This window comes from Nocardiopsis camelliae (assembly GCF_028993595.1).
GTDB classification, from domain to species: Bacteria; Actinomycetota; Actinomycetes; order Streptosporangiales; family Streptosporangiaceae; genus Nocardiopsis; species Nocardiopsis dassonvillei.
The window spans coordinates 4,061,967-4,085,102 of the sequence record NZ_CP118614.1; the positions used below are offsets into that span (position 1 = coordinate 4,061,967).

Annotated in this window: 20 protein-coding genes; 7 read left to right on the forward strand and 13 right to left on the reverse strand. The window is 69.1% G+C overall.

Going from position 1 to position 23,136, the window contains the following annotated elements:
• Positions 1 to 2 precede the first annotated feature (2 nt).
• The 10 genes from PV789_RS17795 to PV789_RS17840 form a co-directional block, all read right to left on the reverse strand.
• On the reverse strand, positions 3 to 1,223 hold the full coding sequence (locus PV789_RS17795; protein ID WP_274973693.1) for a 3-deoxy-7-phosphoheptulonate synthase: 1,221 nt from the start codon (positions 1,221 to 1,223) through the stop codon (positions 3 to 5).
• Complete coding sequence (locus PV789_RS17800) at positions 1,223 to 2,410, reverse strand: class I adenylate-forming enzyme family protein (RefSeq protein ID WP_274973694.1); 1,188 nt, start codon at positions 2,408 to 2,410, stop codon at positions 1,223 to 1,225. The genes PV789_RS17795 and PV789_RS17800 overlap by 1 nt, the downstream gene beginning before the upstream one ends.
• Positions 2,407 to 2,697, reverse strand: a complete 291-nt coding sequence (locus tag PV789_RS17805; RefSeq protein WP_274973695.1) for an acyl carrier protein — start codon at positions 2,695 to 2,697, stop codon at positions 2,407 to 2,409. Before PV789_RS17805 ends, PV789_RS17800 begins: the two co-directional genes overlap by 4 nt.
• A complete protein-coding gene (locus tag PV789_RS17810) occupies positions 2,694 to 3,068 on the reverse strand; it encodes a hypothetical protein (RefSeq protein ID WP_274973696.1) in 375 nt (124 codons plus the stop codon). Before PV789_RS17810 ends, PV789_RS17805 begins: the two co-directional genes overlap by 4 nt.
• 61 nt (positions 3,069 to 3,129) lie before the next feature.
• Positions 3,130 to 4,845, reverse strand: coding sequence for a prenyltransferase/squalene oxidase repeat-containing protein (locus tag PV789_RS17815; protein ID WP_274973697.1), 1,716 nt, complete (start codon positions 4,843 to 4,845; stop codon positions 3,130 to 3,132).
• Positions 4,842 to 6,128, reverse strand: a complete 1,287-nt coding sequence (locus tag PV789_RS17820; RefSeq protein ID WP_274973698.1) for a phenylacetate--CoA ligase family protein — start codon at positions 6,126 to 6,128, stop codon at positions 4,842 to 4,844. The genes PV789_RS17815 and PV789_RS17820 overlap by 4 nt, the downstream gene beginning before the upstream one ends.
• Before the next feature lie 23 nt (positions 6,129 to 6,151).
• Positions 6,152 to 7,162 carry a hypothetical protein gene (locus PV789_RS17825; RefSeq protein ID WP_274973699.1) on the reverse strand — a complete coding sequence of 337 codons (1,011 nt, stop codon included), beginning with the start codon at positions 7,160 to 7,162 and terminating at the stop codon, positions 6,152 to 6,154.
• 368 nt (positions 7,163 to 7,530) lie between these two features.
• The gene (locus tag PV789_RS17830; protein ID WP_274973700.1) at positions 7,531 to 8,715 is read right to left on the reverse strand and encodes an AMP-binding protein; all 1,185 of its coding nucleotides are present in this window, start codon (positions 8,713 to 8,715) and stop codon (positions 7,531 to 7,533) included.
• Complete coding sequence (locus tag PV789_RS17835; protein ID WP_274973701.1) at positions 8,712 to 9,563, reverse strand: ATP-grasp domain-containing protein; 852 nt, start codon at positions 9,561 to 9,563, stop codon at positions 8,712 to 8,714. The genes PV789_RS17830 and PV789_RS17835 overlap by 4 nt, the downstream gene beginning before the upstream one ends.
• A 180-nt stretch (positions 9,564 to 9,743) precedes the next feature.
• Complete coding sequence (locus PV789_RS17840) at positions 9,744 to 10,466, reverse strand: SDR family NAD(P)-dependent oxidoreductase (protein WP_274973702.1); 723 nt, start codon at positions 10,464 to 10,466, stop codon at positions 9,744 to 9,746.
• Between the two features lie 776 nt (positions 10,467 to 11,242).
• On the opposite strand from PV789_RS17840, the gene PV789_RS17845 reads away from it, so the two are divergent.
• Together PV789_RS17845 and PV789_RS17850 are read left to right on the forward strand one after the other, a co-directional pair.
• Complete coding sequence (locus PV789_RS17845) at positions 11,243 to 12,049, forward strand: DUF1684 domain-containing protein (RefSeq protein ID WP_274973703.1); 807 nt, start codon at positions 11,243 to 11,245, stop codon at positions 12,047 to 12,049.
• A gap of 55 nt (positions 12,050 to 12,104) precedes the next feature.
• A complete protein-coding gene (locus tag PV789_RS17850) occupies positions 12,105 to 12,470 on the forward strand; it encodes a nuclear transport factor 2 family protein (RefSeq protein ID WP_274973704.1) in 366 nt (121 codons plus the stop codon).
• 132 nt (positions 12,471 to 12,602) lie between these two features.
• On the opposite strand, the gene PV789_RS17855 is transcribed toward PV789_RS17850, so the two are convergent.
• Positions 12,603 to 13,811: a PLP-dependent cysteine synthase family protein gene (locus tag PV789_RS17855; protein WP_274973705.1), complete on the reverse strand. Its 1,209-nt coding sequence runs from the start codon at positions 13,809 to 13,811 to the stop codon at positions 12,603 to 12,605.
• 343 nt (positions 13,812 to 14,154) lie between these two features.
• Here PV789_RS17855 and PV789_RS17860 point away from each other — a divergent pair, with 343 nt between their 5' ends.
• The 3 genes from PV789_RS17860 to PV789_RS17870 are packed head-to-tail and all read left to right on the forward strand — an operon-like array spanning position 14,155 to position 15,151.
• Positions 14,155 to 14,493, forward strand: coding sequence for a hypothetical protein (locus PV789_RS17860; RefSeq protein WP_274973706.1), 339 nt, complete (start codon positions 14,155 to 14,157; stop codon positions 14,491 to 14,493).
• 14 nt (positions 14,494 to 14,507) lie between these two features.
• Positions 14,508 to 15,008 carry a hypothetical protein gene (locus PV789_RS17865; RefSeq protein WP_274973707.1) on the forward strand — a complete coding sequence of 167 codons (501 nt, stop codon included), beginning with the start codon at positions 14,508 to 14,510 and terminating at the stop codon, positions 15,006 to 15,008.
• An 8-nt stretch (positions 15,009 to 15,016) separates the two neighbouring features.
• A complete protein-coding gene (locus tag PV789_RS17870) occupies positions 15,017 to 15,151 on the forward strand; it encodes an SDR family oxidoreductase (RefSeq protein ID WP_274978171.1) in 135 nt (44 codons plus the stop codon).
• A gap of 212 nt (positions 15,152 to 15,363) precedes the next feature.
• Here PV789_RS17870 and PV789_RS17875 read toward each other — a convergent pair whose 3' ends face one another.
• Positions 15,364 to 19,161, reverse strand: a complete 3,798-nt coding sequence (locus tag PV789_RS17875; protein WP_274973708.1) for a caspase, EACC1-associated type — start codon at positions 19,159 to 19,161, stop codon at positions 15,364 to 15,366.
• Complete coding sequence (locus PV789_RS17880) at positions 19,161 to 19,553, reverse strand: hypothetical protein (protein WP_274973709.1); 393 nt, start codon at positions 19,551 to 19,553, stop codon at positions 19,161 to 19,163. The genes PV789_RS17875 and PV789_RS17880 overlap by 1 nt, the downstream gene beginning before the upstream one ends.
• 256 nt (positions 19,554 to 19,809) lie before the next feature.
• Here PV789_RS17880 and PV789_RS17885 point away from each other — a divergent pair, with 256 nt between their 5' ends.
• Together PV789_RS17885 and PV789_RS17890 are read left to right on the forward strand one after the other, a co-directional pair.
• Positions 19,810 to 21,897 (forward strand): McrB family protein, encoded by a 2,088-nt coding sequence (locus tag PV789_RS17885; RefSeq protein ID WP_274973710.1) that lies wholly within the window; start codon positions 19,810 to 19,812, stop codon positions 21,895 to 21,897.
• Complete coding sequence (locus tag PV789_RS17890) at positions 21,894 to 23,096, forward strand: McrC family protein (RefSeq protein WP_274973711.1); 1,203 nt, start codon at positions 21,894 to 21,896, stop codon at positions 23,094 to 23,096. Before PV789_RS17885 ends, PV789_RS17890 begins: the two co-directional genes overlap by 4 nt.
• The last annotated feature ends 40 nt before the right edge of the window (positions 23,097 to 23,136 follow it).

Genomic DNA, 23,136 nt, shown 5'->3' on the forward strand with positions numbered 1-23,136 from the left:
ACTCATTCTCTTCTCCTGCCCTGCGCGGAGGGGGTATGCCGTCCTGCTTCGGCGGCCGTCCGCACCACCAGGGCAGCCTGATCCGCGTTCAGCCGGGGATCACAGGCGGATGTGTAACGCTCCAGCCGCGAACGCAGGTCGTCCGCCGTGTTCACGCATTCCGTTATCGAGTCGGGTGAGGTCTCCAGATGGAGGCCCGCCAGACGCAGTCCATGCTCACGGAGCACAGACGCACACTCGCGCGCCTCATACAAGATATCCGGCATCAGCCTGGTCTTCTGCCCGTAATGGTTGGATCGTGTGTTTCCGTGCATCGGGTCGCACACCCACAGGACCGTATTAGCGGCTTCTCCCAGCTCCGACAGAAGACGAGGCAGTTCTTCTGTGACACGCTTTCCCATTCTGATGATCAGGCTCAGCCTTCCCGGAGGCCGCCCCTCGGCGAGGAGGCGGATCAGAGCAGCGATATCTGGTCCGTCCGCGTCCGGCCCCACCTTGACTCCGACGGGGTTGCTGATCCGCGCGGCGAAGGCGATGTGCGCACCGTCCGCCGCGCGAGTGCGCTCACCCACCCACAGGAAGTGGGCTGATGAACCGTAGACCTCGCCGCCCCTGTCAGGACGGACCAGGGCCTCCTCGTAATCCAACAGCAGGGCTTCGTGGCTGGTGAAGGTCAAGGAGAAGGAGGCGTCGGCCGTTGCCGGCAGAAGAACGTCCTTCGGTACGATTCTGCTCAGTGCCAGGGCCGTATGGTCATAAGCGGCGACCAGTCGGCGGGCGTCGTGGAGGCGGGCACGGGCCGTCCGCTCCGGCGAGTTGACGGCGTCTCCTCTGTAGACGGGGATAGGGGGTCCGTCAGCGACCTCCTCAACAGGATTGGACCGGGGTTTGGCGTACTGCCCCGCGAATCGGCCGACACGCACAACAGGGACACCGGTGGTCTCCTCCATCAGGTCGGCGAGGTCGGCCAGGAGCTCCGCCTTCTCCATCACCCTGTCGGGAGAGGAATCCGCGAAGCGCTCGGCGCAGTCACCTGCCTGGAGCACGAGAGCCTCTCCGGCGGCTACCCGGGACAGCGCGCGCAGAAGGGAACGACAGGCTCCGGGACTGACCAGTCCGGGTCTCGAAAGGAGCGTGGCGACGACGCCGTCGATGTCTGTGGAGGGCTCCCAGACAGGTTGCTGGGGCGTGCGGGGGCGGGCGGCTGCGAGACTCTGCGGCATCAGTTCTTCCGCTCGTCGGGCAGGGGCGGGGTGACGTGACCGGCCGGGGCCCGGAACAGGCCCTCCGGCTGGGACGCGAGAGACGCCGCTTCTGAGGCCATGGGACGGTCAGCGGGCTGGCCGGCGTCCCCTACCAGGTCGTTCCGCAGGGCTTCGTGCACCGCAGGAACGGTCCCAGGGGACACGACGTGGTCGGCGGCCAAGAGCAGGTCCAGACGCACTTTGCCCGTCATGCTCCGGGGGATCCTTCGGACCCGGTGTACGCCGCGGGGCTGCGGGGCGTCCGGAAGCGCGGCAGCCATGCCCTTGCGCACCTCTGCTTCTCCGACCGTCGAGCCGACGTAGTAGAGGTCGTAGTGCTCAGCCCGGATGGCGTCACTCCTGGGCACGCACACCACATCGAGACGGGGCATCTCCTTTCGCAGGGCGGTTTCTATCCGGCTCAGGTACAGTCTCCTGCCGTTGACCTTGACAAGGCTGGTCGAGCGCCCCACCAGTGAGAAGCCGCCACCCTCCAAGGGGCGCACGACGTCGTCGAGAGCGATCGCCTCGGGTGCACACGCCCGGCCACGAGGGCGCGCCAGCCGGGGGCTGCTCACGACGAGGGGCTGTTCTCCACCGGGGACGGGCGCTCCTTTGAGGTCAACGTCGGGAAAGGGCGTCCAGCGCTCCGGGTCGGCCGGGCGGGGGGCCAGGGGACGGTAGGCGACAGCGCCTGTCTCCGTGGCCCCCAGGAGTTCCGTGGCCTGGAAACCGCTGCTCTCCAGTACACGTGCGGTCCTGCCGGTCTCCTCTGTCACCGGGCCGGCACCGTGGAACGCGAAGACACCGGGCAGGGAGCGCAACCGACCGGAGAACCTGCGCACCACCGCCCAACTGGAGGGGAGGCACGCCAACAGCACGCGTTTCCCGCTGGTCAGGTCAGGCGGGGTGAACGGGTCCTCCCACAGGTGTTGGACGGGTACGTCGAGGATCGTCGGCAGGACCTTCCCCATGAGGTAGCCGTACAAGTGCCTGGGCGGGGCGTAGTTGACCACCGTGTCCACGGCTTCGGGCAGGAGGGCGGCGAGCAGCAGCCCTTCCGCGCGCAGTTGTTCTCCCGTCCTGGCCCATACGGCGGGCTCTCCGGTGTGACCGGAGGTCGAGAAGAGGACCTCCTCCTCCGGGGCGGGGAGAGCCGCGCTCATCGCCCGTGCTCCAGCAGGGCACGGTCCTCCTGCTCATCGCGGATGAAACGGGCCATCCTCTCCACCGTGGAGAACCAGTACCGAACGTCATGCGCGACGAAGTCGACCTCGACGTCGAAGGCGGCCTCGATGGCGGTGATGCACTCCATCGCGGTCATGCTGTCGTAGCGCTCACCGAGGACCTGAGCCAGGTCCTCCTCCGCTCCGACGGTCATGACCTCTTCGCCCACACGGGCACTGAGCACGCTTCTGATGCGCTCCTGGAGGTCAGTGGGTACGGTGCTCATACTCGTTCATCTCCTTGGCCGTGCAGGGCGGTGCCGTCAGCCCGGCGCAGCTCGCCCTGGCGGGACGTGTAGGTGTAGACGTGGCCGGGTGCGGTGGTGCGGAACTCGATGTAGAGGAAGGGCGTGTCCGGTTCCAGGCCGAGGGCTTCGGCGATCTCCTCGGCCAGACCGTCCCGGAACCTCTCATCCCGGTCAGGGCCCACGTGGCACACGACGGAGGCGTGTTGGAGGACGCCCCTGCCCCGGGGCAGCGCTTCCAGGGGAAAGCCGCCGCTGAAGACCGTGGAGTCGGGGGCGTCGGCGAAGCGGACAACGGCGTGGGAGGGTGCGACACCGTGCCGGGAGAGCCAGCGGGTGACACGGACAGCCACGGCTCTGCGGGTCGCGGGGCGTGGAAGGGGGGTCGTGATGGTGATGGTCGGCACGAGAACCTCAGGAGAGAGTGAGCGCGGGCAGGCGAAACGAGGGGTCCCCGGCCCGTCTGCGCAACAGACCGTGCAGGCATACGGCGAGAGGGTCCTCCGTGGCCGGGGCCAATGGAGACCATGCCGCTCCCGCGGGGGACGCCGTGCGATCGAGGTAGGCGGTCAGGTGCGCGGGCTCCACGTCCAGTCTGTGGAGATCAGAGGTGACCACCGCTTCGTAGGTGGAGAGCAGGTCGGGCACCCGATTGCCCTCGTTGGCCCATCCGCCTCCGCGGACACGGTGCCGAGCCAGGAGGGCGTCAGCGGTGGAGGGGTCCGCCCGGTCCAGAGCGTTGAGGATCCGGAGGGCGTGCAGACCGGGGCGGAGGGCGGGTCGTGCCCGTGGAACGTTGGCGTAACCGTCACCGGAGGCGCACTGGTCGACGAAAGCGGCCAGTGCGGACGAGGAGAAGGGGGTAGGGCCTTCGGCCCCGGCGAGCCGGTGTATCTCCACCGCCGCAGCGGAGGAGACCATGTCAGAGCCGCGCCCATGCCAGTAACCGAACCCGCCGTCGGGGTTCTGGAGTTCCGAAAGCCAGCGCAGTATGCGTGACAGATCCCGTGGGCTGTCTCGAAAGGCTCCCGCGGCCAGGGCCCAAGCCGTGCAGCGGATCTCCGCACCACGCCCGGGCATGTACATCACGCCGCCCTCGTTGGGCAGTAGACAGCCCTCCAGCCAGCGACGCAGTCGGGAGGTCAGGGGGTCGTCGTCTCGTGCCACGAGCGCGGCCGCGGCCGTGGACAAGGCGTCGGCCGCATACCCTGGCTCCCGGTAGGTGAATCCGCCCTCCGGGCACGCCATGGCAGCCAGTCCCTTGTCGACCGCGTCCGCCACGGGTTCGATCGGCGCGTCGAGTGCCTTCAGCGCGCCCACCGCGCAGAAGGACGCCCACACATCGGCCACCGCGTACCCCGGCCAGCGCAAGAAGGCTCCCGAGGAATCGCGCTGGGCCAGAATCCATTCCGAGCACGGCCGAGCGGGTTCCTCTCCCAAGGCGGCCAAAGCTCCCACAGCACGGTAGGTGGCCCACATGCAGGGCACGTCCGCGCCCGGGGAGAACCGGAACCCTCCACTGGTGTCCTGTCGTTCCCTCAGCCAGGCCACCAGGGCCGGCACGTCCCAGGGAGCGTCGGTGGAGGCCAGGCGACACAGGGCACGCCATGCGGCTACCCCGTAGTAGCAGGCGCGCACATCGGCCTCCCCCGCCCGGGCGTGGCCGATGGACCAGGCCAATCCGCCGTCCCTCGTCTGGAGGCGGCCGAGCCATTCGAGCAGCCTTTGACGATCGGGCACGTCGGCGCCGCAGATCTCGACGGCGGTCCGGGTGGAGAAGTGGGTCGCCCACACCTCGGCCTCCTGCCCGGGCGTCATCGCGTAGGCGTCACCCGTCCAAGTGGTGCGCAGCCAGTCGAGAGTACGGTCCGGGTCGGGGAGTCGGTGCCCTAGATCGGTGAGGGCGGAAGCGCTGTAGAAGGTGGCCCACGCGTCGGAGGGCATGCCACGGCTCCACGCGAAACCCCCGTCGGGGTTGCCGCGGCTCAGAACATAGTCGGCGGTGGCGTCAGCGCCCACGACACCGTCAGCCCTGCCGAGCCAGGTCATGGTGCGTACAGCCGCGTAGGTGCACCAGAGGTCCGGCCAGCCCTGGGCGGGGACGTCCGGCAGTAGTCCGAAGTCGCTCACCGCGCCTCCACCACACGGATGTTGGAGCGCTTCCAGCTCTTCTGGGATCCGCCGCTCTTGGTGTTGGTCGGCAGGGAATTGACGAAGGCCACCCGGTCCCATGTGAGACCGCTCCGCTCCCGGGAGAGCGCTTGCACGGCATGCGTGTACCGGGGCTCCTCGGACCGGTCGGCACCGGGAAGGCGTTCGAGCAGCAGCCGTGCCCAGCTCCCCTCCTCGGCGGTCTCCAGCAGATAGCCGGTGACGGGGGCGGCCTCGTAGACGATCTCCTCCACCGCTCGCGGTGACAGCACGGTGCCGTGCACGCTTATGGTGTCGGTGGCCCTGCCGAGGACGCGCAGCACGGGTGTCGCCCTGCCGCAGGAGCATCCCTGCTCGATTTCGACCCGGTCGCCCGTGTCGTAGCGCAGCAGGGGCCTGGCGTACAGGTTTAGGGGTGTGACCACGAGGCGGCCCCTGGAACCGGGGGCAAGCGGTTCCACCGCTCCCTCAGTCGCCACCTCGGCGTAGTTCGCGGCGGTGAGCATGTGCAGTCGGTCCCTGCCGCAGGCAGCGGCCAGGGTGCCGGTCTCGGTACTGCCGTAGCTGGCGTCGTAGGCGGTGGCACCCCACCAGTCACCGAGGCGGCGGCGCATGGCGGGCACACTGACCTCCCCCAGCAGCATGAGGGAGCGCACCGACGCCCTCAGCTCCTCCAACAACCCGCGTTGCTTGAGAAGACGCGTCAGCTGCAGGGCCACCCCGGGGGCGACGAGAAGGACCGTCGGCCGCAGTTCCCTCCACAGACCGATGACGCGGTCCCAGCCGGTGATACCGGTCGTGAAGGGATAGGCCCGGGTGTACGGCAGGTCGAGGTACTCGCAGACCGAGGCGACCAGGTCGCCGACGGGGACTATGTCGGAGGGCAGGAGGTTGAGCACTCGATCACCGTGTTCGAGCACGTCTCCCCAAGCGTGTGCGACTGAGACGGTGTTCCATACGACGTCCTCCGCCGTACGGGGCGTCGGGGTCGCGCCGCCGGTGGTCCCGGTGGTCTCGTGGTACCGGACACAGGCGCCCAGCGGCACCGCGGTGAAGTTCCACGGTTCGGACTTGAGGCGTTCCTTGGGGGTGACGGGCAGGGAGTCGAACGCTTCCAGGGAGTATCCCCCGATCCCCCGGTAGGCGGGTGAGGCCAGAGCACGCCGCCAAGCCGCGGCGATCTTCTCCTCGTAGAAGCCGGTGGTAGGAACGGCGCTCTGGAACTCGCTGAACTCGTTGCGCGCTTCGAGAAGTACTTCCAAGCGTTCTTTGGAATGGATGAACATCAGGTAGAACTTTCATGGAGGGTGGCGAGTGAGGGATCCGCGGCATGGAAGACACAGCCGACCCGGGAGCCGTCTCCCAGGAAGCGGATGTCCTGCTCCTGGTCGAGCAGTCCCTTGACAAACCCCCCGCTGAGGCCGGCCTTCGTGACGAACAGTCCCCAGTGGAGGAAGCACGTGGAGGCGGGCTCCGATCCGCCCGGCGGAAAGAAGCGCTCGGCGACCGAGGGCGCCCGGCGCTGGACGATGAAGTCACCCCCGAGGGCCTCCTGCACCAGGCCCCGCCACTCCTCGTTCGAACACATCCAACCGGCGCGGACTCCCCGGCCGGCGTGTCCGACGCTGGGTTTGAGCACCAGGTCCCCACGATGGGCGAGGACGTGTTCCAGCAGACTCCCCTGTCCCTCCTCGCGCGTGCGGGCGTCCCGCAGGGATCGGGTCCAAGGCAGCAACCGCTCCACCGCGCCCCGTTCGTCCGGTGGGAGGAGCTGACGACCGGCCGGTTCGCTGAGCATCGCCATAGCGGCCTTCGTGCCGTACAAGTCGGCGTTGAGCGGGGAGAAGAGGCCTACCGCGTCGTCTCGGACCGCTGCGATCAGCGGGGCCAGGAGGTCGAGAGCCGCTGGGTCCGCGGCGACGGTCTTGAGCAGGAACGTACGGTAGACGACGTCGATCTTCGTGCCGTGCGCGGTGAGTCCCCCGGCGCCGTATTCCAGGTCGGCGACGGTACAGTTCACCAAGCGGAAACCCAGCTCCGTGAAGAGGTCCGAGAAGAGTGAGGCGTCGACGGCGACCGGAGAGGTCGTCCAGTGCACGAGGGCGACCGTGGGGCGGTCCCCGCGCCCGGCTCCCGCGGTGGCCAGGAGGGTATCGGCCATGCAGGCGAGAGGATCGACATAGTACAACCCCTCCTCCTCGGCGAATTTCCGGAAGTGGGGGTCGGCCAGGACTGCTCGGCACAGTTCCCCGAACTCGAAGGAACCGAGGGAGCTGGAGGTGTTGAACTCGACCATGCGGAATCCGCGGGGGCTGTGTACCAAGTCGGCCCGGCCGAGAGGAATGGTGGGCCCCGACAGGGCTGCCAGGAGCGGGGGTACCGCAGGCTGTATCCAGCCCAGAGCCCGCGTGAACGCCTTCTCGTCCCCGTCGAAGAGCCTGCTGGGCAGAGAGTGCAGAGCGCGTAGGACCAGTGGTAGGTCCCGGTCCAGACTTCGGGTCTGTTCAGCGTCGAGAATGGCCGGACGGGACAGCAGGGTTCGGGGAAACCAGGAACGGAAGCGGTCATGGGAGGGGGTGTCCGGGTCCAAGGCCCGGTGAGAGGACCTCGCGGAGGCCAGGAAGGCACGGGTCGGCCCGTTCTCGTGAACGGGGACAGGGGCGGTCATGTGTTCACCCCTTCCCCCGTCAGGGAGAGCCCGGCCTCGCGGCGCACCAGCGGCAGGACCTTGTCGCTACTGGGGCTGCGCTCGACGTCCTCCACCCGGAGGAACCTCAGGGCTTCGGGCGTGTGCCGGTCCAAGATGCCCATCCCGTCAATCCGCGAGGCCATTTCCGCCCTGACCGCCTCCTCGTCGGCGGGGCCGGTGAAGCGCAGTTCCATCAGGAGGGCCGCGGCAGGCGCTCCCCGCTCGTGGTGCAGTACCACCTGGGCCTCGCCGATGTCCTTGACCTGCTCCGCCTGCCGCAGGACATCGCTCGCGCGCAGCATGCTGCCGTAGAGCTTGAAGCTGTCGTCGGCACGGCCCAGGACGGTGAAGCCGTCAGGTGATCCGCAAGCGCACGCGGCCGGACCGATCCGGTCCCCCAGGCGGAAACGCACGGCCGGGACCGGCCAGCCCTCACCGACCCGGGTGAGCAGAGCACCGTCGTGGTCGGTCTCGAGGAGTTGTCCCGGCAGAAGGTGCAAGGTGCCCGGTTCGCACAAGGGGTTGCTCACACCGATGACGAAAGTCTCGATGGAGCCGTAGTTGCCCCACAGTCCTGCTTGAGGGAAGACCTTCGTGATGGCCGTGTGCCTGGCCGGGGTCATGGGTTCCCCGGTCCAGATCACGGTGCGTACGGGGAGCCGGATTCCCGCGGTGTGCAGGGCCGTGCCGAAGCGGGCCAGGAGGTTGGGGGTCCCGCAGAGCGCGTTGACTCCCATATCGACGATGGTGTCGGCCCACTCCTCAGCGTCTTCGGGTGTGAGCCCCCCGATGGGCGCGACGGTGCTCCGGGAGTGGAGGGCCAGGGCGTTGTAGAAGTACTGCGCTCCCCACATCCGTCCGGTGGAGAACATGTTGAGCAGTACGTCCCCCTCGCCGAGGGGACTCCAGTGGGGCAGGATCCGGGGCAGGCCCATGTCAGGTGAGATCACCGTCAATTTCGGCGTACCGGTGGTTCCACCGCTGGAGACGACCAGACCTCCCTTGGAGGCCGCCAGGGTTCGGGCAGCGGACCGTATCCGCGCATGGGCCCAAGGGGTCAGGTCGTCCAGGCTTTGGGGCGCCTCGTCGGCACCCATACCGAAGGCCCACCTCCTGGCCTCCTCCAGAACCGACTCCGTGTCGATGTGGCCGATACTCACAGCCCTTCCCTTCGTCGCAGGTGGGCATCGTGGCGGCGCCCGTAGGCTCGGAAGCGTGCACCGACCACTCGTTCGACGGTCGCGGGCTCCTCGAACAGGGCCGAGACCGCACCGTCCAGTTCGATTTCGGAGAACCACATGCGCCCGTCGGCGGTGCGCAACAGATCGACGCACACGTAGGGCAGGTCGAAGCGCTCCTGGACCAGGGCGAGGAGGTCGAGCACGGCGGCATCGACCCGTGTGCGGCCAACGGTGGAGCCACCGCGGCTGACGTTGGCGACATGGGCTCCCTGATCGGGAATGCGGTCGTAAGCCGCGACGACCTCCCCCTCCACGGCGACCACACGCGTGTCCGCGACGACCTCTCCCACCGAGGGTTGGACGAGCATGGCGGCTCCGCTGCCCGAGGCAAGCCCCAGAACGGCATCGAGCGTGGGCCTGTCCGGGCAGAGCACGCAGCCCAAGCCTCTGCCCCAGGAAGCGGGTTTGACGAAAAGGGGAAACCAGTCGTCCGGCACCAGGCCCTGGTAACCGAGTCTGTGTACGTCACGGCCCGCTGTCAGGCGCAACGACGGAATGAGTGGCAGGGGCGAGCCCACCAGCGCCTTCGCGGTGGCGTACTTGTCGTTGAAGACGACGGCCGCGGACAAAGGAATAGCAAGCCAGAAACCAGCCGCCTCCAGAGAGGCGACCGCGGTCATGTTCTGCCAGATGTCAACGGCATGAGTCGGACCCGAGCGTATGTCGTAGACAATAATATCCCGCTCAGGCAGGAGCTGTTCGTCCTTCCACCGAACGCAGTCGTCTTCGAAAATTATATGCTCGGGATCGATCACCCCGAAGTCCATGCCCACAGCCTCGGCAGCCTTGGCGTACTGGGGCCAGAAGACACCGGACTCCCACTCGGAGTCCGTTTTTGAGCCACGATCGGGAAATAAGTAAGTTATCCTCTTCCGCGCATGCGGAATAGGCGATTTCGATTTCACTCAAAAACCCTCAGAGCTACTCGTCTCCGGGCCGCACCGAGATCAGCGGCCCAGGAGGGATCCGCCGTTGACACCGAGGACCTGCCCCGTGATCCACGACGCCTCCGGCGAGGCAAGGAAATGGACTATGGAAGCGATGTCACCGGGAACACCCGCTCGCTTGACGAGCGACTCCGCCACCAGACGGTCATGTCGGGCCGAACGGCCCTGCTCGTTGAAGAACTCCGTGTCCTGGACATAGCCCGGGCTGACGGTGTTGACGGTGATCCCGTCGGGTCCGCCTTGGCCGGCGAGTCCGAAACCCCATCCCACCAGCCCGGCCTTGGCCGCGCCGTAGGCGCCTCCTCCACGGTGAGCGGCGATGGAGCTGATATTGACCACCCGCCCTCCGGGTCGGGAGATGCTCTTCCACAGGGCTTCGGTGATCATCATCGCCGACAGGAGATTGGCGTCGATCGTGCGGCGGTAGGTTTCGAAGACGCCCTCCAGGCCGGTCGTTCCGTTCTTCACGATCCCGCCCGCGTTATTGACCAGGACGTCCACGGAATCGTCGGCGATCTCATCGGCTGCACGCAGTACCTCGTCGGGTCGGGTCAGATCACAGGCCACCGCCCGGATCTGGCGTTCGCGGTTTTCCTCGACCACACGATCCAGGACGTCCTTACGGCGCCCCAGGATGAACACCGAACTCCCGTCCTCGGCGAACCTCTCCGCGATCGCCCTGCCAATACCGGTACCCCCACCGGTCACAACCACCCTGCGCACAGTTCTCCAGACATAAAAAATGGAACAAAAAGAGGAATTACTTCCGAAAGCACACCACGTGGACATCACAACCCCATGGGCGCCACAACCGGAACAACCGGAGACATTACTATCAGCCGCACACAGGGCACGCAAGAGCATCGATAATCATTCACTCACGGAAAGTAACCGGGGTAGTGGTTCCGAGGGAACCGGCGTCGACACACTTCTGTTCAGATAAGCAGGTTCCAACTGGCCAGGCACATGGGGCGCGAAGGGCCATCCGAAATACCGGGGGCACCGGAGGCCCGAACTGCCACAGAGGGTGAAGGCTGGCCACATTAGGCCATTGAGCCCATACATGGGGTCAGAGGACCATTGGATATATGCGAAAGGGCATCAGGTCCGATGCGGGCGAGCCCCTGCCATCGACAGCGTGGACAGAACCGCGCTCTCAAGCCAGATGGTGTTGGCGGCGGTTCTGGCCAGCGGCATCCGGAGTGGCTTGGCCGCGTTGCCCACGCACAGGGCCGCCCAGCAGTCCGTCCGAGCCCGATGTTTTCGGCAGGCGGGATGCCGTCGAGGGCCGTAGAGCTGTGCGTGGCGACAGCCGGGGCGTTGCGGGAGTGCCGCTGTCGGTCACGACGCCCGAGGGGCGCGAGCGGGCCGGCATCAGCGCGCCGTTCAGGCCGTGTCGCGACGGGCGGCATTGCGCGGCGGGCAGCGGGCCGGGCCACCTTCTTGCGCAATAAGCAAGAAGCCGTGCTTCAGAGGCATGGCGAGGCTACAGTGACGCCATGACCACACCGAAGATGCCCGCAGAACACGAAGCCTGGCGCCGGAGCCGGTGGGAGGAGATCGCCGGAGCCGACGGCAAAGCCAAGGTCGTCGCCAACGCCAGGATCACCACACCGGGTCCCCACACGATCCCCGGCGTCCCCGGCCGATGGCGCACCACCGAGGCGGGAGCCCTGACCGTGACGGCCGAGGCCGCCGACGGCGTGCGGGTGGATGACAATCGGGTCGACGGGACGAGCCCCGTCCCCTCCGGGAGCTCCCTGCGGTTCCCCGACGACCGAGTCGGCTTCGCCAGCGGTGCGGACGGCTCCTACGGCCTGGTCGTCATGGACCAGAACCGCGTCGCGCGCACCGGGCTCACCGGCGTCGACACCTTTCCCCACGACCCCGCCTGGGTCCTCACCGGCCGGTACCGGGCGGCTCCCGAAGGGCGCCGGATCGAGGTGCCGCGGTTGACCAGCCCGCGCAGCACCGAAGCCATCCTGGCCCCCGTCGACCTGGCCGTGACCATCGACGGCACCGAACACGTCCTGGCCGTCCTCCAGGACTTCCCCGGCCAGCGGCTGGTCATCTTCACCGACGAGACCAACGGCGATTGGACGCCGACGATCGGCCGCTGGCTGGTGCTGCCGCTGCTGGAACCCGGCAGCACCCTGACGGTCGACTTCAACAAGGCGACGCTCTCGCACCACCACCTGAACCCGGACGTGTTCGTCTGCCCGCTCTCACCGCCCGGCAACCACCTGCCGATGCGCGTCGAGGTCGGCGAGCGCGCCCTGGTTCACTCCGCGACCGGCCAGAACTGACACGACCCATCCCCGCCAGGACCCGTCAACCCACTCACACCGAGGGAAGACCCGTATGAGCCAGGACCTGAAGGACAGAGCCATCAGATACCTCCGCGCGCTGGAGGACCGCGACTGGAAGAGCGCCCGAGCCCTGTGCGCCGAGACGGCCACCGTCTGGCACAACGACGGCAAGGGCGAGCAGTCCATCGAGGAGAACATCGCCGGAATGGAGGGACAGATCGCGTCCATCGAGTCGATGCGCTACGACGTCCTGCGCCAGCTCTCCCAGCCGGGCGAGGTCCTCCAGCAGCACGTGGTCCACGTCGCCACCACCGGCGGCACGCGTGGCGAGGTCCACGCCGCGGTCTACTTCGGCTTCGACGACGCCGGGCGGATCAGACGCATCGAGGAGTACGCCAACTTCGTCCCCGTCGGCTGACGGCGGCAGACAGCACACGCCCCCAACGCCGCGGTGCGCAGCGCGCGGCGCGGTGTTGAGGGGCGCCTTCGTCCACCGTCGTCGCTGAGGGCGACAACCGGGTGGAACCATCCCCGCGTGCGCGGGGCTCACTCAGGCCTTCCTCGCCTCGGGAACGCCGGGGGCCGCGGGCTCCTTCCAACGGCCGGTCGAGAGGAAGTCCTCCAGCACCCTGGTGTAGGGCTTCAGGTCGAGCCCGAACTCCTTTTCGACCCACCCTTCCTTGTAGTAGTTGTTCATGTACCGCTCGCCCTGGTCGCACATGAGCATGACGACACTGCCCTTCTCCCCGTCGGAGAGCATCTCGGCGAGGATCCGCAGCGCGCCCCACAGGTTGGTCCCGGTCGAGGGCCCCGCGCGGTGGCGCAGCCGGGAGAGGAGCAGGCGCATGGCCGCGATCGATGCGGCGTCGGGTACCGAGATCATCCGGTCCACGACGGCGGGCAGGAACGAGGGCTCCACCGTCGGACGCCCGATCCCCTCGATGTGGGAGGGCTTTCCCTTGATCCAGGTCGAGGGGTCCTTGGGCCACTGGCTCTTGGGACGGCCCTCGTTGACCGTCCAGTTGGGGAAGAACGCCGAGTTCTGCGGGTCGACCACGCACACCCGGGTGTCGCGGCGGCTGAAGCGGATGTGGCGGCCGATGGTCGCGCTCGTGCCCCCGGTGCCCGCTCCCACCACGATCCACTTGGGGTCGGGATGCCGTTCCTCGGCGATCTGCCGGAAGATCGTCGCCGCCACGTTGTGGTCGTCGCGGTAGTCGTAGGCGCGCTCGGCGTAGGTGAACTGGTCCATGAAGTGGCCTTTGGGGGGCTCCGCGGCCAGGCGGGCGGCCTCCTTCTCGATGTCGCCGTCGGGTCCGGGGTTCCTGACCTCTCCCCCGTAGGACTTGATGAGCTCCACCTTCTCCCGGCTGGTGCTCTCGGGCACCACGGCCGTGAACTTCAGTCCCAGGAGCTTGGCGAAGTAGGCCTCGGAGACCGCCGTGGAACCGCTGGAGGCCTCAAACACGTGCGTGCCGGGTTCGATCCACCCGGTGCACAGCGCGTGCAGGAACAGCGCGCGGGCCATGCGGTGCTTCAGGCTGCCGGAGGGGTGGACGGACTCGTCCTTGACGTAGAGGTCGATGCCCCACTCCACGGGGAGCGGGAACTGGAAGACGTGCGTGTCCGCCGAGCGCGTGGCGTCGGCGTGCAGCAGCCGGACCGCCTCCTTCACCCAGGCCCGTTCGCGACCGTCGTAGTGGTCGACGATGCGCGTGGCGACGGCGGCGGTGTCCTGCTGGCTCTGTGTCGTGGTCATGAGCCGGAGCTCCCCCCGCGCCGGTCACGGGGACCGGCGCGGAGGAGAAATCGCTGCTCAGGCTTCCGATTCCGTCCTGTTTCCCAGTCTTGGTCCCCGGCTTCGGGAGCGGTTTCGGCTCCTCCGCTTCGAGCAATCGGGGAGGGCTGCCACACGGCAGCACCGACCACGGCCCTCCCATACGAAGGAGCGGCGATCGCGTCCGTCCACCGCCGACGGAAGCGTGGTGAGGCGTGGCCGTTTCCGGCCACACCCCACCCGAACTGGCAGAACGGTCGCACGGTGCTGGCCCGGCACGCGCCGCGGAGCCCGTTCGTCACCGGGCCCGTGCACGATCGGGGCCATGGAACGCTGTGACTTCTGTGAACTCCCCATCGGTGGCGGCTGCGCGTGCTCGCTCGTGCGCGAGAACAGGAGCAGCGCCTCCGGGCAGGGCGGCGACCCCTCCCCGGGCGACGCGCACTTCCCCGGGAAGACCATCCTCATCTCGCCGCGCGGCGTGGCCCACCGCCCGGGCTGCCTGCACCAGTCCGACTCCGAGATCAAGGCGCCGCTCTGGGGCTGGATCCCCGAGCCCGAACCGCAGCTGTGGCGCCGCCTCAGCGAGGGCTCCCCCGCCCGGGCGACGCACGGCAACACCGAGCGGGTCGCCACACGCCGCTGCCAGAGCTGCGACAGCTGAGGAGAGAGGTGCCCGTGACCGCCGGTCACCGGCGTCCGCCCGTCCTGCCCCGTCCGGTCACCGGTGTGTTCGTCCGCCAGATCATCCATACCGCGTGCCCCGGCAACTTCGCCGTCGTGTGGCTGGACGCGCTGCCACCCGCGGAGGACGTGCTGCCGGACGAGGGTGTGGAGCTCGTGGACGACCTGCCCGCCGTGTGCCACCGACCGGGGGAGCCGCTGCCCACGGAGTTCACCGAAGCGTTCGCGAACGGGTTCCGGCAGGGCTGGCGGTCACGGGGACGGGGTGTACCTCCCTACACCGTGCGCGTCGTCCTGCGGGACGCGGTCTGGCACGAGAACGACTCCAACCACTGGAGCTTCGAGCAGGCGGGGCGCGTGGCCGCCCGCGAGGTCTTGGACTGCGTGCGCGAGGGACGTTCCCCCCGACCGACCGGACGGCCCGTCCGGCCCGGCTCCTCCATCCCTCCGCTGCCCAGGACCCTGCCGTCCTCCACCGGTTCCGCGTCCGCCTGAACCGTTCGATCCGTCAGGGCCGGCCTCCGCAACACGGGAGACCTTCCGTGATCGCCGCCGTCGTGGCCTTCCTCGCCTCCCCGGACAGCAGCTTCCTGCTGGGTGCCAACCTGTACGTCGACGGCGGAGCGAACCAGGTCTGACAGCGTGTCCCCTTCTGTCCGGCAGGAGGGACCACTCGGTCGCGGCCCGCTGGCACTCCGCCACTCGGGTCACACCGACTGGGGATCCCTATGAGTCAAAGGAGTGCCTCCCCTGGCCGCTCCCGACCGACCGACGGGTTCCGGGGGCTGGTCCCACGAAGGTACGCGGACGCCGTCCCCTCCGGTTCGGTGGAGGGGACGGCGTCACGCGGTCACGCTCTCACCGGGCACGCCTGTTCCTCGTCGGCGTCCGCGTGTCGGCCGAGCAGTTCCACCGCCACCGCCTCGGGTTCGGTCAGGCAGCGCCAGGCGGGAACCCGTACCGTAGGCAGCCCGGAGACCGCCGCGAACAGGGCGACCCGGTCAAGACTCCGCTGGAGGGTCCGGCCGAGATCCGGGGAGGCGGTGCCGCCAAAACCGGCACTGTCAACGATCACTGCCGTCCCCCGGTCGGTGTCAGCGCCCGGGGCCGTGTCAGCGAACCACAGGTCGCAGACGTACCCCTGAACGCGGTGACGGGCCCTCACCCGGACCCCGTGACCGGCCAAGGCCTCGAACAACCGGTTCCCGGCCTCGTTGAGGGTCCTTTCCGGACCGAGGGCGTTCTCGGCGGCCAGGTCGGAGAGCAGGCCCCCTTGCTCGGCCCAGTACTGCCGGTCACCGACGACGTACAGGCGCGAACGGGCCCGGGTGACCGCGACGTTCCACAGGTTCTGCTGTCGCAGCGCCCACTGGCCGCTGTGCCGGTGCACCCCCGTGGCGGCCGCGGGAGAGACGACGACCACGTCGCGTTCTCCGCCCTGGAAACGGTGGGCGGTGCCCACCCTGATGCGTTCGAGTCCCCCGTGACCCAGTGCCCGCTCGATCTGGCGCACCTGGGCGGCGAAGGGGGACACCACGCCGATACTCACGTCGGCGGGCAGCGTCCGCCACAGTTCGCGCAGGAGACCGACCACCGCATCCGCCTCGATCCGGTTGCGGCAGGAGCGCCCCTCGGGGCGTTCGCAGTCCCCGCGGACATCGATCCACCGAACGGCCGGGTCCTCCGGTACCGCCAGGGTGGCCGTGTCGGTGCGCACCGCCAACCGGTCACCGTAGAAGCGCCGGTTCACCGAGGCGACGATATCGGGGTGGCACCGGTAGTGCTCGTCCAGCCAGAGCACCTCACCGCCGCCCGCCACCAGAGCGGAGGCGGCCGCGTGGTAGGCGGAGGAACCGGTGTAGGTCAGGGAGCGCTCCTCGCCCTCGGACCGGCTCAGCCCGTGGACGGCCTGGAGCCTGCGATCGTCCTGCACGGACAGCGCGCTGACCGGTTGGAGCTGGTGCGGGTCGCCGATCACCAGTGCCCGCCGCGCCCGGTAGAGCAGCGGAACCAGGTCCGCGACGGTGCACTGGCTGGCCTCGTCGACCACCACCAGGTCGAACAGGCCCGGTTCCGGCGGGAAGACCCCGCGCACCGACCTGGAGGTGGTGGCCCAGGCCCTCACCACGCGTACCAGCGCCTTCATACCCTTCCAGCCGCTGTCCCCCGACGCCAGGTTGCGCAGCCGCTCCTCGATCACGGCCCTCCCCCGGACCAGGGACTGCGCGAACCGGCCCAGCAGGAACTCCCTGCTCACCTTCTGACGCTCCGCGCGCAGTGCGCGCACACGCTCAGCCGTCTCCTCCGGCGACGGTCGCCCTCTCCTCCGTTCGAGCAGTTCCCTCCACTCACGCTCGATCACCAGGAAGGCCAGCACCTCAGCGAGCTCACGCTCCGTACCGGCGATTCCGAGTCCTCTACGGACCCACCAGCGGTGCCACCATCGGGCCCACCGCGACTCCAGCGCCGCTCCGGTCCTGCGAGCCCAGTCGCCCACCTGCCGCTGCCCCGCGAAATCGGCAGGGGTAACGCCGTCGGGCAGACGCCGGATCTGTCGCTCGCGGGCGTCGGCCAGCGACGCCAGGCGCCGCTCGGTCTCCTCGACGTCCGCCAGCTCACGCTGGGCCTCCTCCAGTCCGCGCTGGTGGGCGCTCAGGCGCGCGTGCGCGGTGGCGGAATCCACGGGCCCCCACTCGGCCGCGAGCAGCGCGTTGAGGATCTCGGGTTCGGCGGCACGTCTGGTCCGGTTCCCGGTACGCACCATCAGGTCCGCCTCCGGGCCGATCCGGTTGACGCGCGTGACCACCTCGTCCACGGCGGTGTTGTTGGTGGAGGCGACCAGGACGGACTGGCCCGCGGCGACGGCGGTGGTGACCACGGAGGTGATGAGTTCGCTCTTGCCGGTACCCGGCGCGCCGGTGGCGACGGTCAGGGTCCTGCTCATCGCCGATGCCAGGATCTCCTCCTGGGCGGTGTTGCTGCGGCCGGTGACCACGGGCAGGGCGGTCTCGCACGAGCGGACCGCGTGCTGTGGGTCGGACAGCGCGGCCAGGGCCGTGCCGGGCAGGGACTGGATCCGGATGCCCTTCCGTCCCTCGCGGTGGTCGAGATCGCCGACGAGCTGTTTGACCGCCGCGCCGGCGGGGTCGGCCCGGTACAGGAGGGCGGCGTTCTGCGCCCCTCGGCGCGCACCGCGCAGCACGTCCACGGAGTCACGCAGCTCCCCGGCCGCGAGGTCGTCCACCCGCGGCAGGCCGAGGCGGGAGCAGACGGCACGCGCCTTGTCCGCCAGACCGGCGACCCCGCTCCCGTCCCAGTCGGCCTCGAACCAGTCCACCAGTTCCTCGATGTCGCCCTCGTCGAGGTCGGCCACGGAGACCAGCAGTTCGCGGTTGAGTTCCGGTTCCCCGACCGGGACGAGGAAGGGTCCATCGGGTTCCTGGGCCAGTTCCACGTCCATGACGATCAGAGGGGCGAGTTTGGGCTTCGTGCCGCGGCGGTCGCTGCTGACGGGGTCGAAGAGCACCGTCGGATAGCCGTAGCGCAGCGGACGCCCCTCCTTGACGGCCTCCCTGGCCAGGCTCCCGGCCCGCCCAGTGAGCGCCCACCGGTCCGCCGCACGGCTGAGAAGGACCTCCGATCCCATGGCGCAGACCGCCGTGTCCTGCCCGGTGGCGTCCGGCAGCTGTTGGAGGACGCTCTGCCGCGTCAGGCAGTCCCGCAGGTAGTCCAGGTAGGAGTCCCAGCGCCATCCCCCGGCGGCGCCCGGGGAGGGGTGTCCCACGGTCTCGCCCTGTCCGCGGCTCGCGGACGGACCGGGCGTGTGCCTCCGCGCCGCGCCCTCCTGTGCGGCCTCGGTCTCGTGGGACGCGGAGGCACCGGGGCCGGAGCGCCCGGGCAGGTCGGTCGCCGTGGCCGCACCGGTGTGGCGGGCCAGCACCAGCGCCCCGCGTACTCCCAGGGAGGAGACGGTGACGCGCTGGCCGTCCACGTGGTCCACCTCGCGGTGAACGTGCTGGTAGAGGTCCACCGCGTCGATCCATCCGTCGCCGTTGGCGTCGGGGGCCGCACCGGCGAGCCCTCGCACGACCGAGGTGCTGAAGGGCGAGGGTTGGACGGCGTGGGTGTTGTCGCCCTCCCTGGCCCGTTCCAGAGCGCCTGATGCGGCGATGACGTAGGTGCCCGCGCCGTCGCTGAGCTGGCGTTGCAGATCCAGGGGTTCGTCTTCGGCGGAGCGGGTGGCGAACCCGTCGGCGAAGGCGCCGCCGTGGCAGCAGTCGAGCAGGAGCACCTTGCTCCGCATCCGGGAGTCCTCCAGGAGGCGTTTGAGCACCTCCGCGGAGAGCGCCGTGGTCTCCAGCCGTGTTCGGCGCGTGTCCTTGACCGCCAGGTGCAGACGGCCCCTCTTGTCCTTGACGCCGTGCCCGGAGAAGGACACGAGCAGCAGGTCGTCGGGGCGCCCCGTGGACAGGACCTCCTCCAGTACCTCCATGGCCCCGTTTCTGGTGGGGTCGAGGAGGGTCTCCACCCGGTCGTAGTGGCCGTTGTCCTTGAGGACCCGTTGCAGGGCCGCGACGTCGGCGTGCGGTGAGTGCAGGTTCTCCAGGTCGTCGTAGCGGTTGACCCCGAGGAGGATGGCGGTGCGCATCAGGCGTCGACGCCCTCCGGTCCGGAGGCCGCGGACCCGGGGCCCGCACGCAGGGCCCGGACGTAGGCCTCCACGTCCCCGGGCGAGACCGGTCCCTGCACGGTGACCTTGGCTCCCTCGACCTCGACCGTCACCGCCTTCTGACCGCTCTGTTCGAGCCACGTTCCGGCGAGGGAGACGAGCGCCGTGAGCACGGGTTTGAGCAGCATCCCGGTGACCAGCACGGCACCGGCCAGGGTCGCGGGGTCGGCCGACCGGGTGCCGGGGGCCGTGTCCCCCTCCGCGGCGCGGACCTCGTCGACGTCCAGGTCCTCGAACAGGAGAACCAGGTCACGGGTGTGCCGGTCCGCCTCCTCCTCGGTGACGTCGTCCTGGAAGTCGATCCTGGCCACCAGACCATCCGTAAGAGGCACCCGCACACGCTCCCCTCGGCGGGAGGGGGCCGCTCGGTCGCGGCCCGCTGGCACTCCGCCACGCAGGTTGTACCAACCGGGGCCCCGGCGCGTTCGAGGTTTTCCGTCTCTGGCCGCTTCCGGCCACTCCAGATACGAAAGACCACAAAAGTATGGAAAGAACATATAGCGGGACGGTTCTGCCAGTACGCTCATCACTTCTCCCCCGCCCCACGCGTCCCGGAAGGCAGCCTTCGTGGCATCCCGCAGCGAACTCAGTGCCAGGATCACCCGCACGCTCTTCGAGGTACTGGACAAGCATCCCGAAGGCCTGCACAAGAACACCCTCTGGAACCTCGTCCTGGGCGCGAACCCCGGGTTGGAGGAGGCCTGGCGCAAAGCCGTGTCAGGAAAGACCACCCCGTTCACCCACATGGGCTGGATGGCCACGGAGGCGGTCAAGGCCGGATGGATGCGCAAGGACGGCGACGGAACCTGGGAACTGACGGGGGCCGGACGCCACACCCTGTCCGAACTCGATGAGGACGCCAACCTCAAACCCCTCATCAAGCTCCGCTACCACGAGTGGAAACGGGCCAAGGACAGCTACGACCTGGTCGGCAACATCCTCCAGTCGCTCCCGGAGGGACGCTGGGTCGGCCTGAAGGACCTCGCCGAGGTGAGCGGCCTGGACCCCGTGGCGCTGATGCAGTACCTGTCGGCGGCACGCACCGAGGGCTGGCACCGCGTCCTGGACGAGGAGGACCGGACACCGGAGTGCGCCCACCTCACGGACGAGGAACAGGCGGCGGCGAACGCGCTACTGGACGCCGACGGCATCCTCGGCCCCAACGGCTGGACCCTGAGCAGCCACCGCCTGTCCTGGGCCGAGCTCACCGAACAGGTCTCCGCCGACGGCACGGCCGCCGACGAGGCTCCGCTCCCCGCCCGTGCCTGGCTGGTCCGCGGCACGGACCCGGGTGGAGACGGCTCCGTCCACACGTCCTGGGTGGAGCGGGGCGTGTGCTCCCTGACCGCGAACGGAGCCGACTCCCTGCGTCCGGGCGTGGGCGAGACCGTGGTCCGTGACACCGTCGAACGCCTCCACCAGCACTGGTCGGCGGAGGAGCGCGAACGCCTCGTCTTCGCGCTGCACAGCTTCGTCTCCAAGATGCGGGGCGGGGACCTCGTCCTCACCAACGTCGGCCGACAGGTCCACATCGGCGTGGTGGACGGCGAGGAGCTGGGCACCGACGCTCCCTCGGCCCCGCACAGGCTGGTCCGCAAGGTCGTGTGGCACACCCGCTCCGCACCGCTCGACCTGTTCGAGGACCTGTCGGCCGAGCTGGCCTCCCGGGTCGGCACACCCAACAGCGATCTGCTCGAACTCACCGGTTTCCGCGAGGAGATGGAGACCCTGGTCGGCGGCTCCCGGCAGCGGCCGCCGAAGCAGCGGGAGTTCACCCTGCCCGAGCCCACCGAGGAGTTCGCGCGGAGCGTCTTCATGGACGGGGCCTGGCTCGCGGAGTGCGTCGACCTGCTCCGCGACAAGCCCCAACTGGTCCTCTACGGGCCCCCTGGCACCGGCAAGACCCACCTGGCCCAGGAGCTGGCCCGCCACCTGACCGGGGACCGGCCGGAGAACTGCCAGCTCGTGCAGTTCCACCCGTCCTACTCCTACGAGGACTTCTTCGAGGGGTACCGACCCCACCCCGGTGACGCCGAACGGTCCGCGGGTTTCACCCTCACCCCCGGCCCTCTGCGCACGCTCGCCAGCGCCGCGCGCAAACACCCGGCGGAGCCGTTCGTCCTGATCATCGACGAGATCAACCGGGGCAACCTCGCCAAGGTCTTCGGAGAGCTCTACTTCCTGCTGGAGTACCGGAACAGATCCGTCCGGCTGCTCTACGGGTCCGAGGGAGACGCCGGGTTCGACCTTCCGCGGAACCTGATCATCATCGGCACCATGAACACCGCGGACCGTTCGATCGCCCTCGTCGACACCGCGATGCGCCGACGCTTCTGGTTCACCGAGCTGCACCCGAGCTCGGCACCCGTGTCCTCGGTGCTGCGGAAATGGCTCGAACACCACGACCTGCCGGAGACCCCGGCGCTCCTGCTGGACGCGCTCAACGACCGGATCGACGACCGCGACTTCCGCATCGGCCCGTCGTACCTGATGAGAACGTCGATCCACTCCTCCCCCACCGGCCTGGACCGCGTGTGGCGCCATCAGATCCTCCCCCTCCTCGAAGAGCACCACTACGGCGACGGAACGGACGTGGAGGCCAGGTACGGACTCGCCTCTCTGCGCAGGGCACTGCGACTGGATGAGCGGTCGTGACAGTCGCTCTGCGGCTGACAGAGCACAGGCCGCAGCGGGGCGTCCGGCTCACCACCGCGCAGGCCGCCCTCCTCACCGCCTCGCGGCTGGTCACAGTGACACCGGAACCCGAGGGGCACTGGTGCGTCAGCGCCGACCGCGAGATGGTCGGGTCCGTGCGGCTCACCTCCCGAGGGGAGGCGATCGACCTGGTCATCACACCCAAGCTCCCCGTCCGGCGCCTGTTCTTCCTCCTCGGCTACGCGCAGGGAGGCATGCGTTGGCACCAGGAGGCGGTGGACGTCCACGAGAACGACGACCTGCTTCCCGTCATCGCCCACGCCTTCGCCCGCATGTGCGAGCGGGCCCTCGGGCAGGGGGTCCTCCAGGGCTACCGCACCGTCGAGGAGTCGGCGCCGGTGCTTCGTGGTCGCCTGCGGACCACCGAGCAGGCCCGCCGCCGCTTCGGCCAGCCCCTGCCCGCGGAGATCCGCTACGACGACCACACCACGGACATCGCCGAGAACCGGATCCTGCTCACGGCCACGCGCAAGCTCCTTCGCACCACGGGGACGCGGGCCGGTACACGCGCCCTCCTGCGTCGGATCCTCATCCGCTTGGAGGGGGTGGAGCCCCTGCCACCCGGCCAGGAGCTGCCCGCCTGGCAGCCCAGTCGACTGAACACCCGCTTCCAGAACCCGCTCCGGCTGGCGGAACTCGTCCTCAGATCCGGTTCCTACGAGTTCTCCGGGAACCAGGCCGTGCGCGCAGACGGCCTCGTCCTGCGCATGTGGCAGGTGTTCGAGGACTTCGTGACCCGTGCCCTCGCCGACACCCTGCGCGGCAGAGGCGGCAGGTGCCTGCTCCAGGACAGGCGCTTCCACCTGGACCACGCGCACACCGCCGAGCTGCGCCCCGACCTCGTCTACGAGCCACCGGGCGCCACCGGTCCGACCGGTGTGGTGGACGTCAAGTACAAGCGGGCCAGGGGCCAGGGCGGCCACACGGGCGACCTGTACCAGATGCTGGCGTACTGCACCCGGCTCGGCCTCGCTGAGGGACACCTGGTCTACGCGGCGGGCCCGGGGACCACAGCGGAACAACACCGTCTACACGGCGATCCGGGCGTGACCGTGCACCAGCACGTCCTGGATCTGGATACCGACCCGGAGGCCCTGCTGTCCCAGATCGCTGCCGTCGCGGAGGCGGTTCGGGGCTGACTTTGGACTGACTGTCACAGGTCACGGCCCCGGAGCGGCG

Bases quoted from the DNA above. Each gene is read 5' to 3' on its own strand.
- PV789_RS17795 (WP_274973693.1), bottom strand. From the start codon at position 1,223: ATGCCGCAGAGTCTCGCAGCCGCCCGCCCCCGCACGCCCCAGCAACCT.
- PV789_RS17800 (WP_274973694.1), bottom strand. From the start codon at position 2,410: ATGAGCGCGGCTCTCCCCGCCCCGGAGGAGGAGGTCCTCTTCTCGACC.
- PV789_RS17805 (WP_274973695.1), bottom strand. From the start codon at position 2,697: ATGAGCACCGTACCCACTGACCTCCAGGAGCGCATCAGAAGCGTGCTC.
- PV789_RS17825 (WP_274973699.1), bottom strand. From the start codon at position 7,162: ATGGTCGAGTTCAACACCTCCAGCTCCCTCGGTTCCTTCGAGTTCGGG.
- PV789_RS17835 (WP_274973701.1), bottom strand. From the start codon at position 9,563: ATGGACTTCGGGGTGATCGATCCCGAGCATATAATTTTCGAAGACGAC.
- PV789_RS17845 (WP_274973703.1), top strand. From the start codon at position 11,243: ATGACCACACCGAAGATGCCCGCAGAACACGAAGCCTGGCGCCGGAGC.
- PV789_RS17850 (WP_274973704.1), top strand. From the start codon at position 12,105: ATGAGCCAGGACCTGAAGGACAGAGCCATCAGATACCTCCGCGCGCTG.
- PV789_RS17855 (WP_274973705.1), bottom strand. From the start codon at position 13,811: ATGACCACGACACAGAGCCAGCAGGACACCGCCGCCGTCGCCACGCGC.
- PV789_RS17860 (WP_274973706.1), top strand. From the start codon at position 14,155: ATGGAACGCTGTGACTTCTGTGAACTCCCCATCGGTGGCGGCTGCGCG.
- PV789_RS17875 (WP_274973708.1), bottom strand. From the start codon at position 19,161: ATGCGCACCGCCATCCTCCTCGGGGTCAACCGCTACGACGACCTGGAG.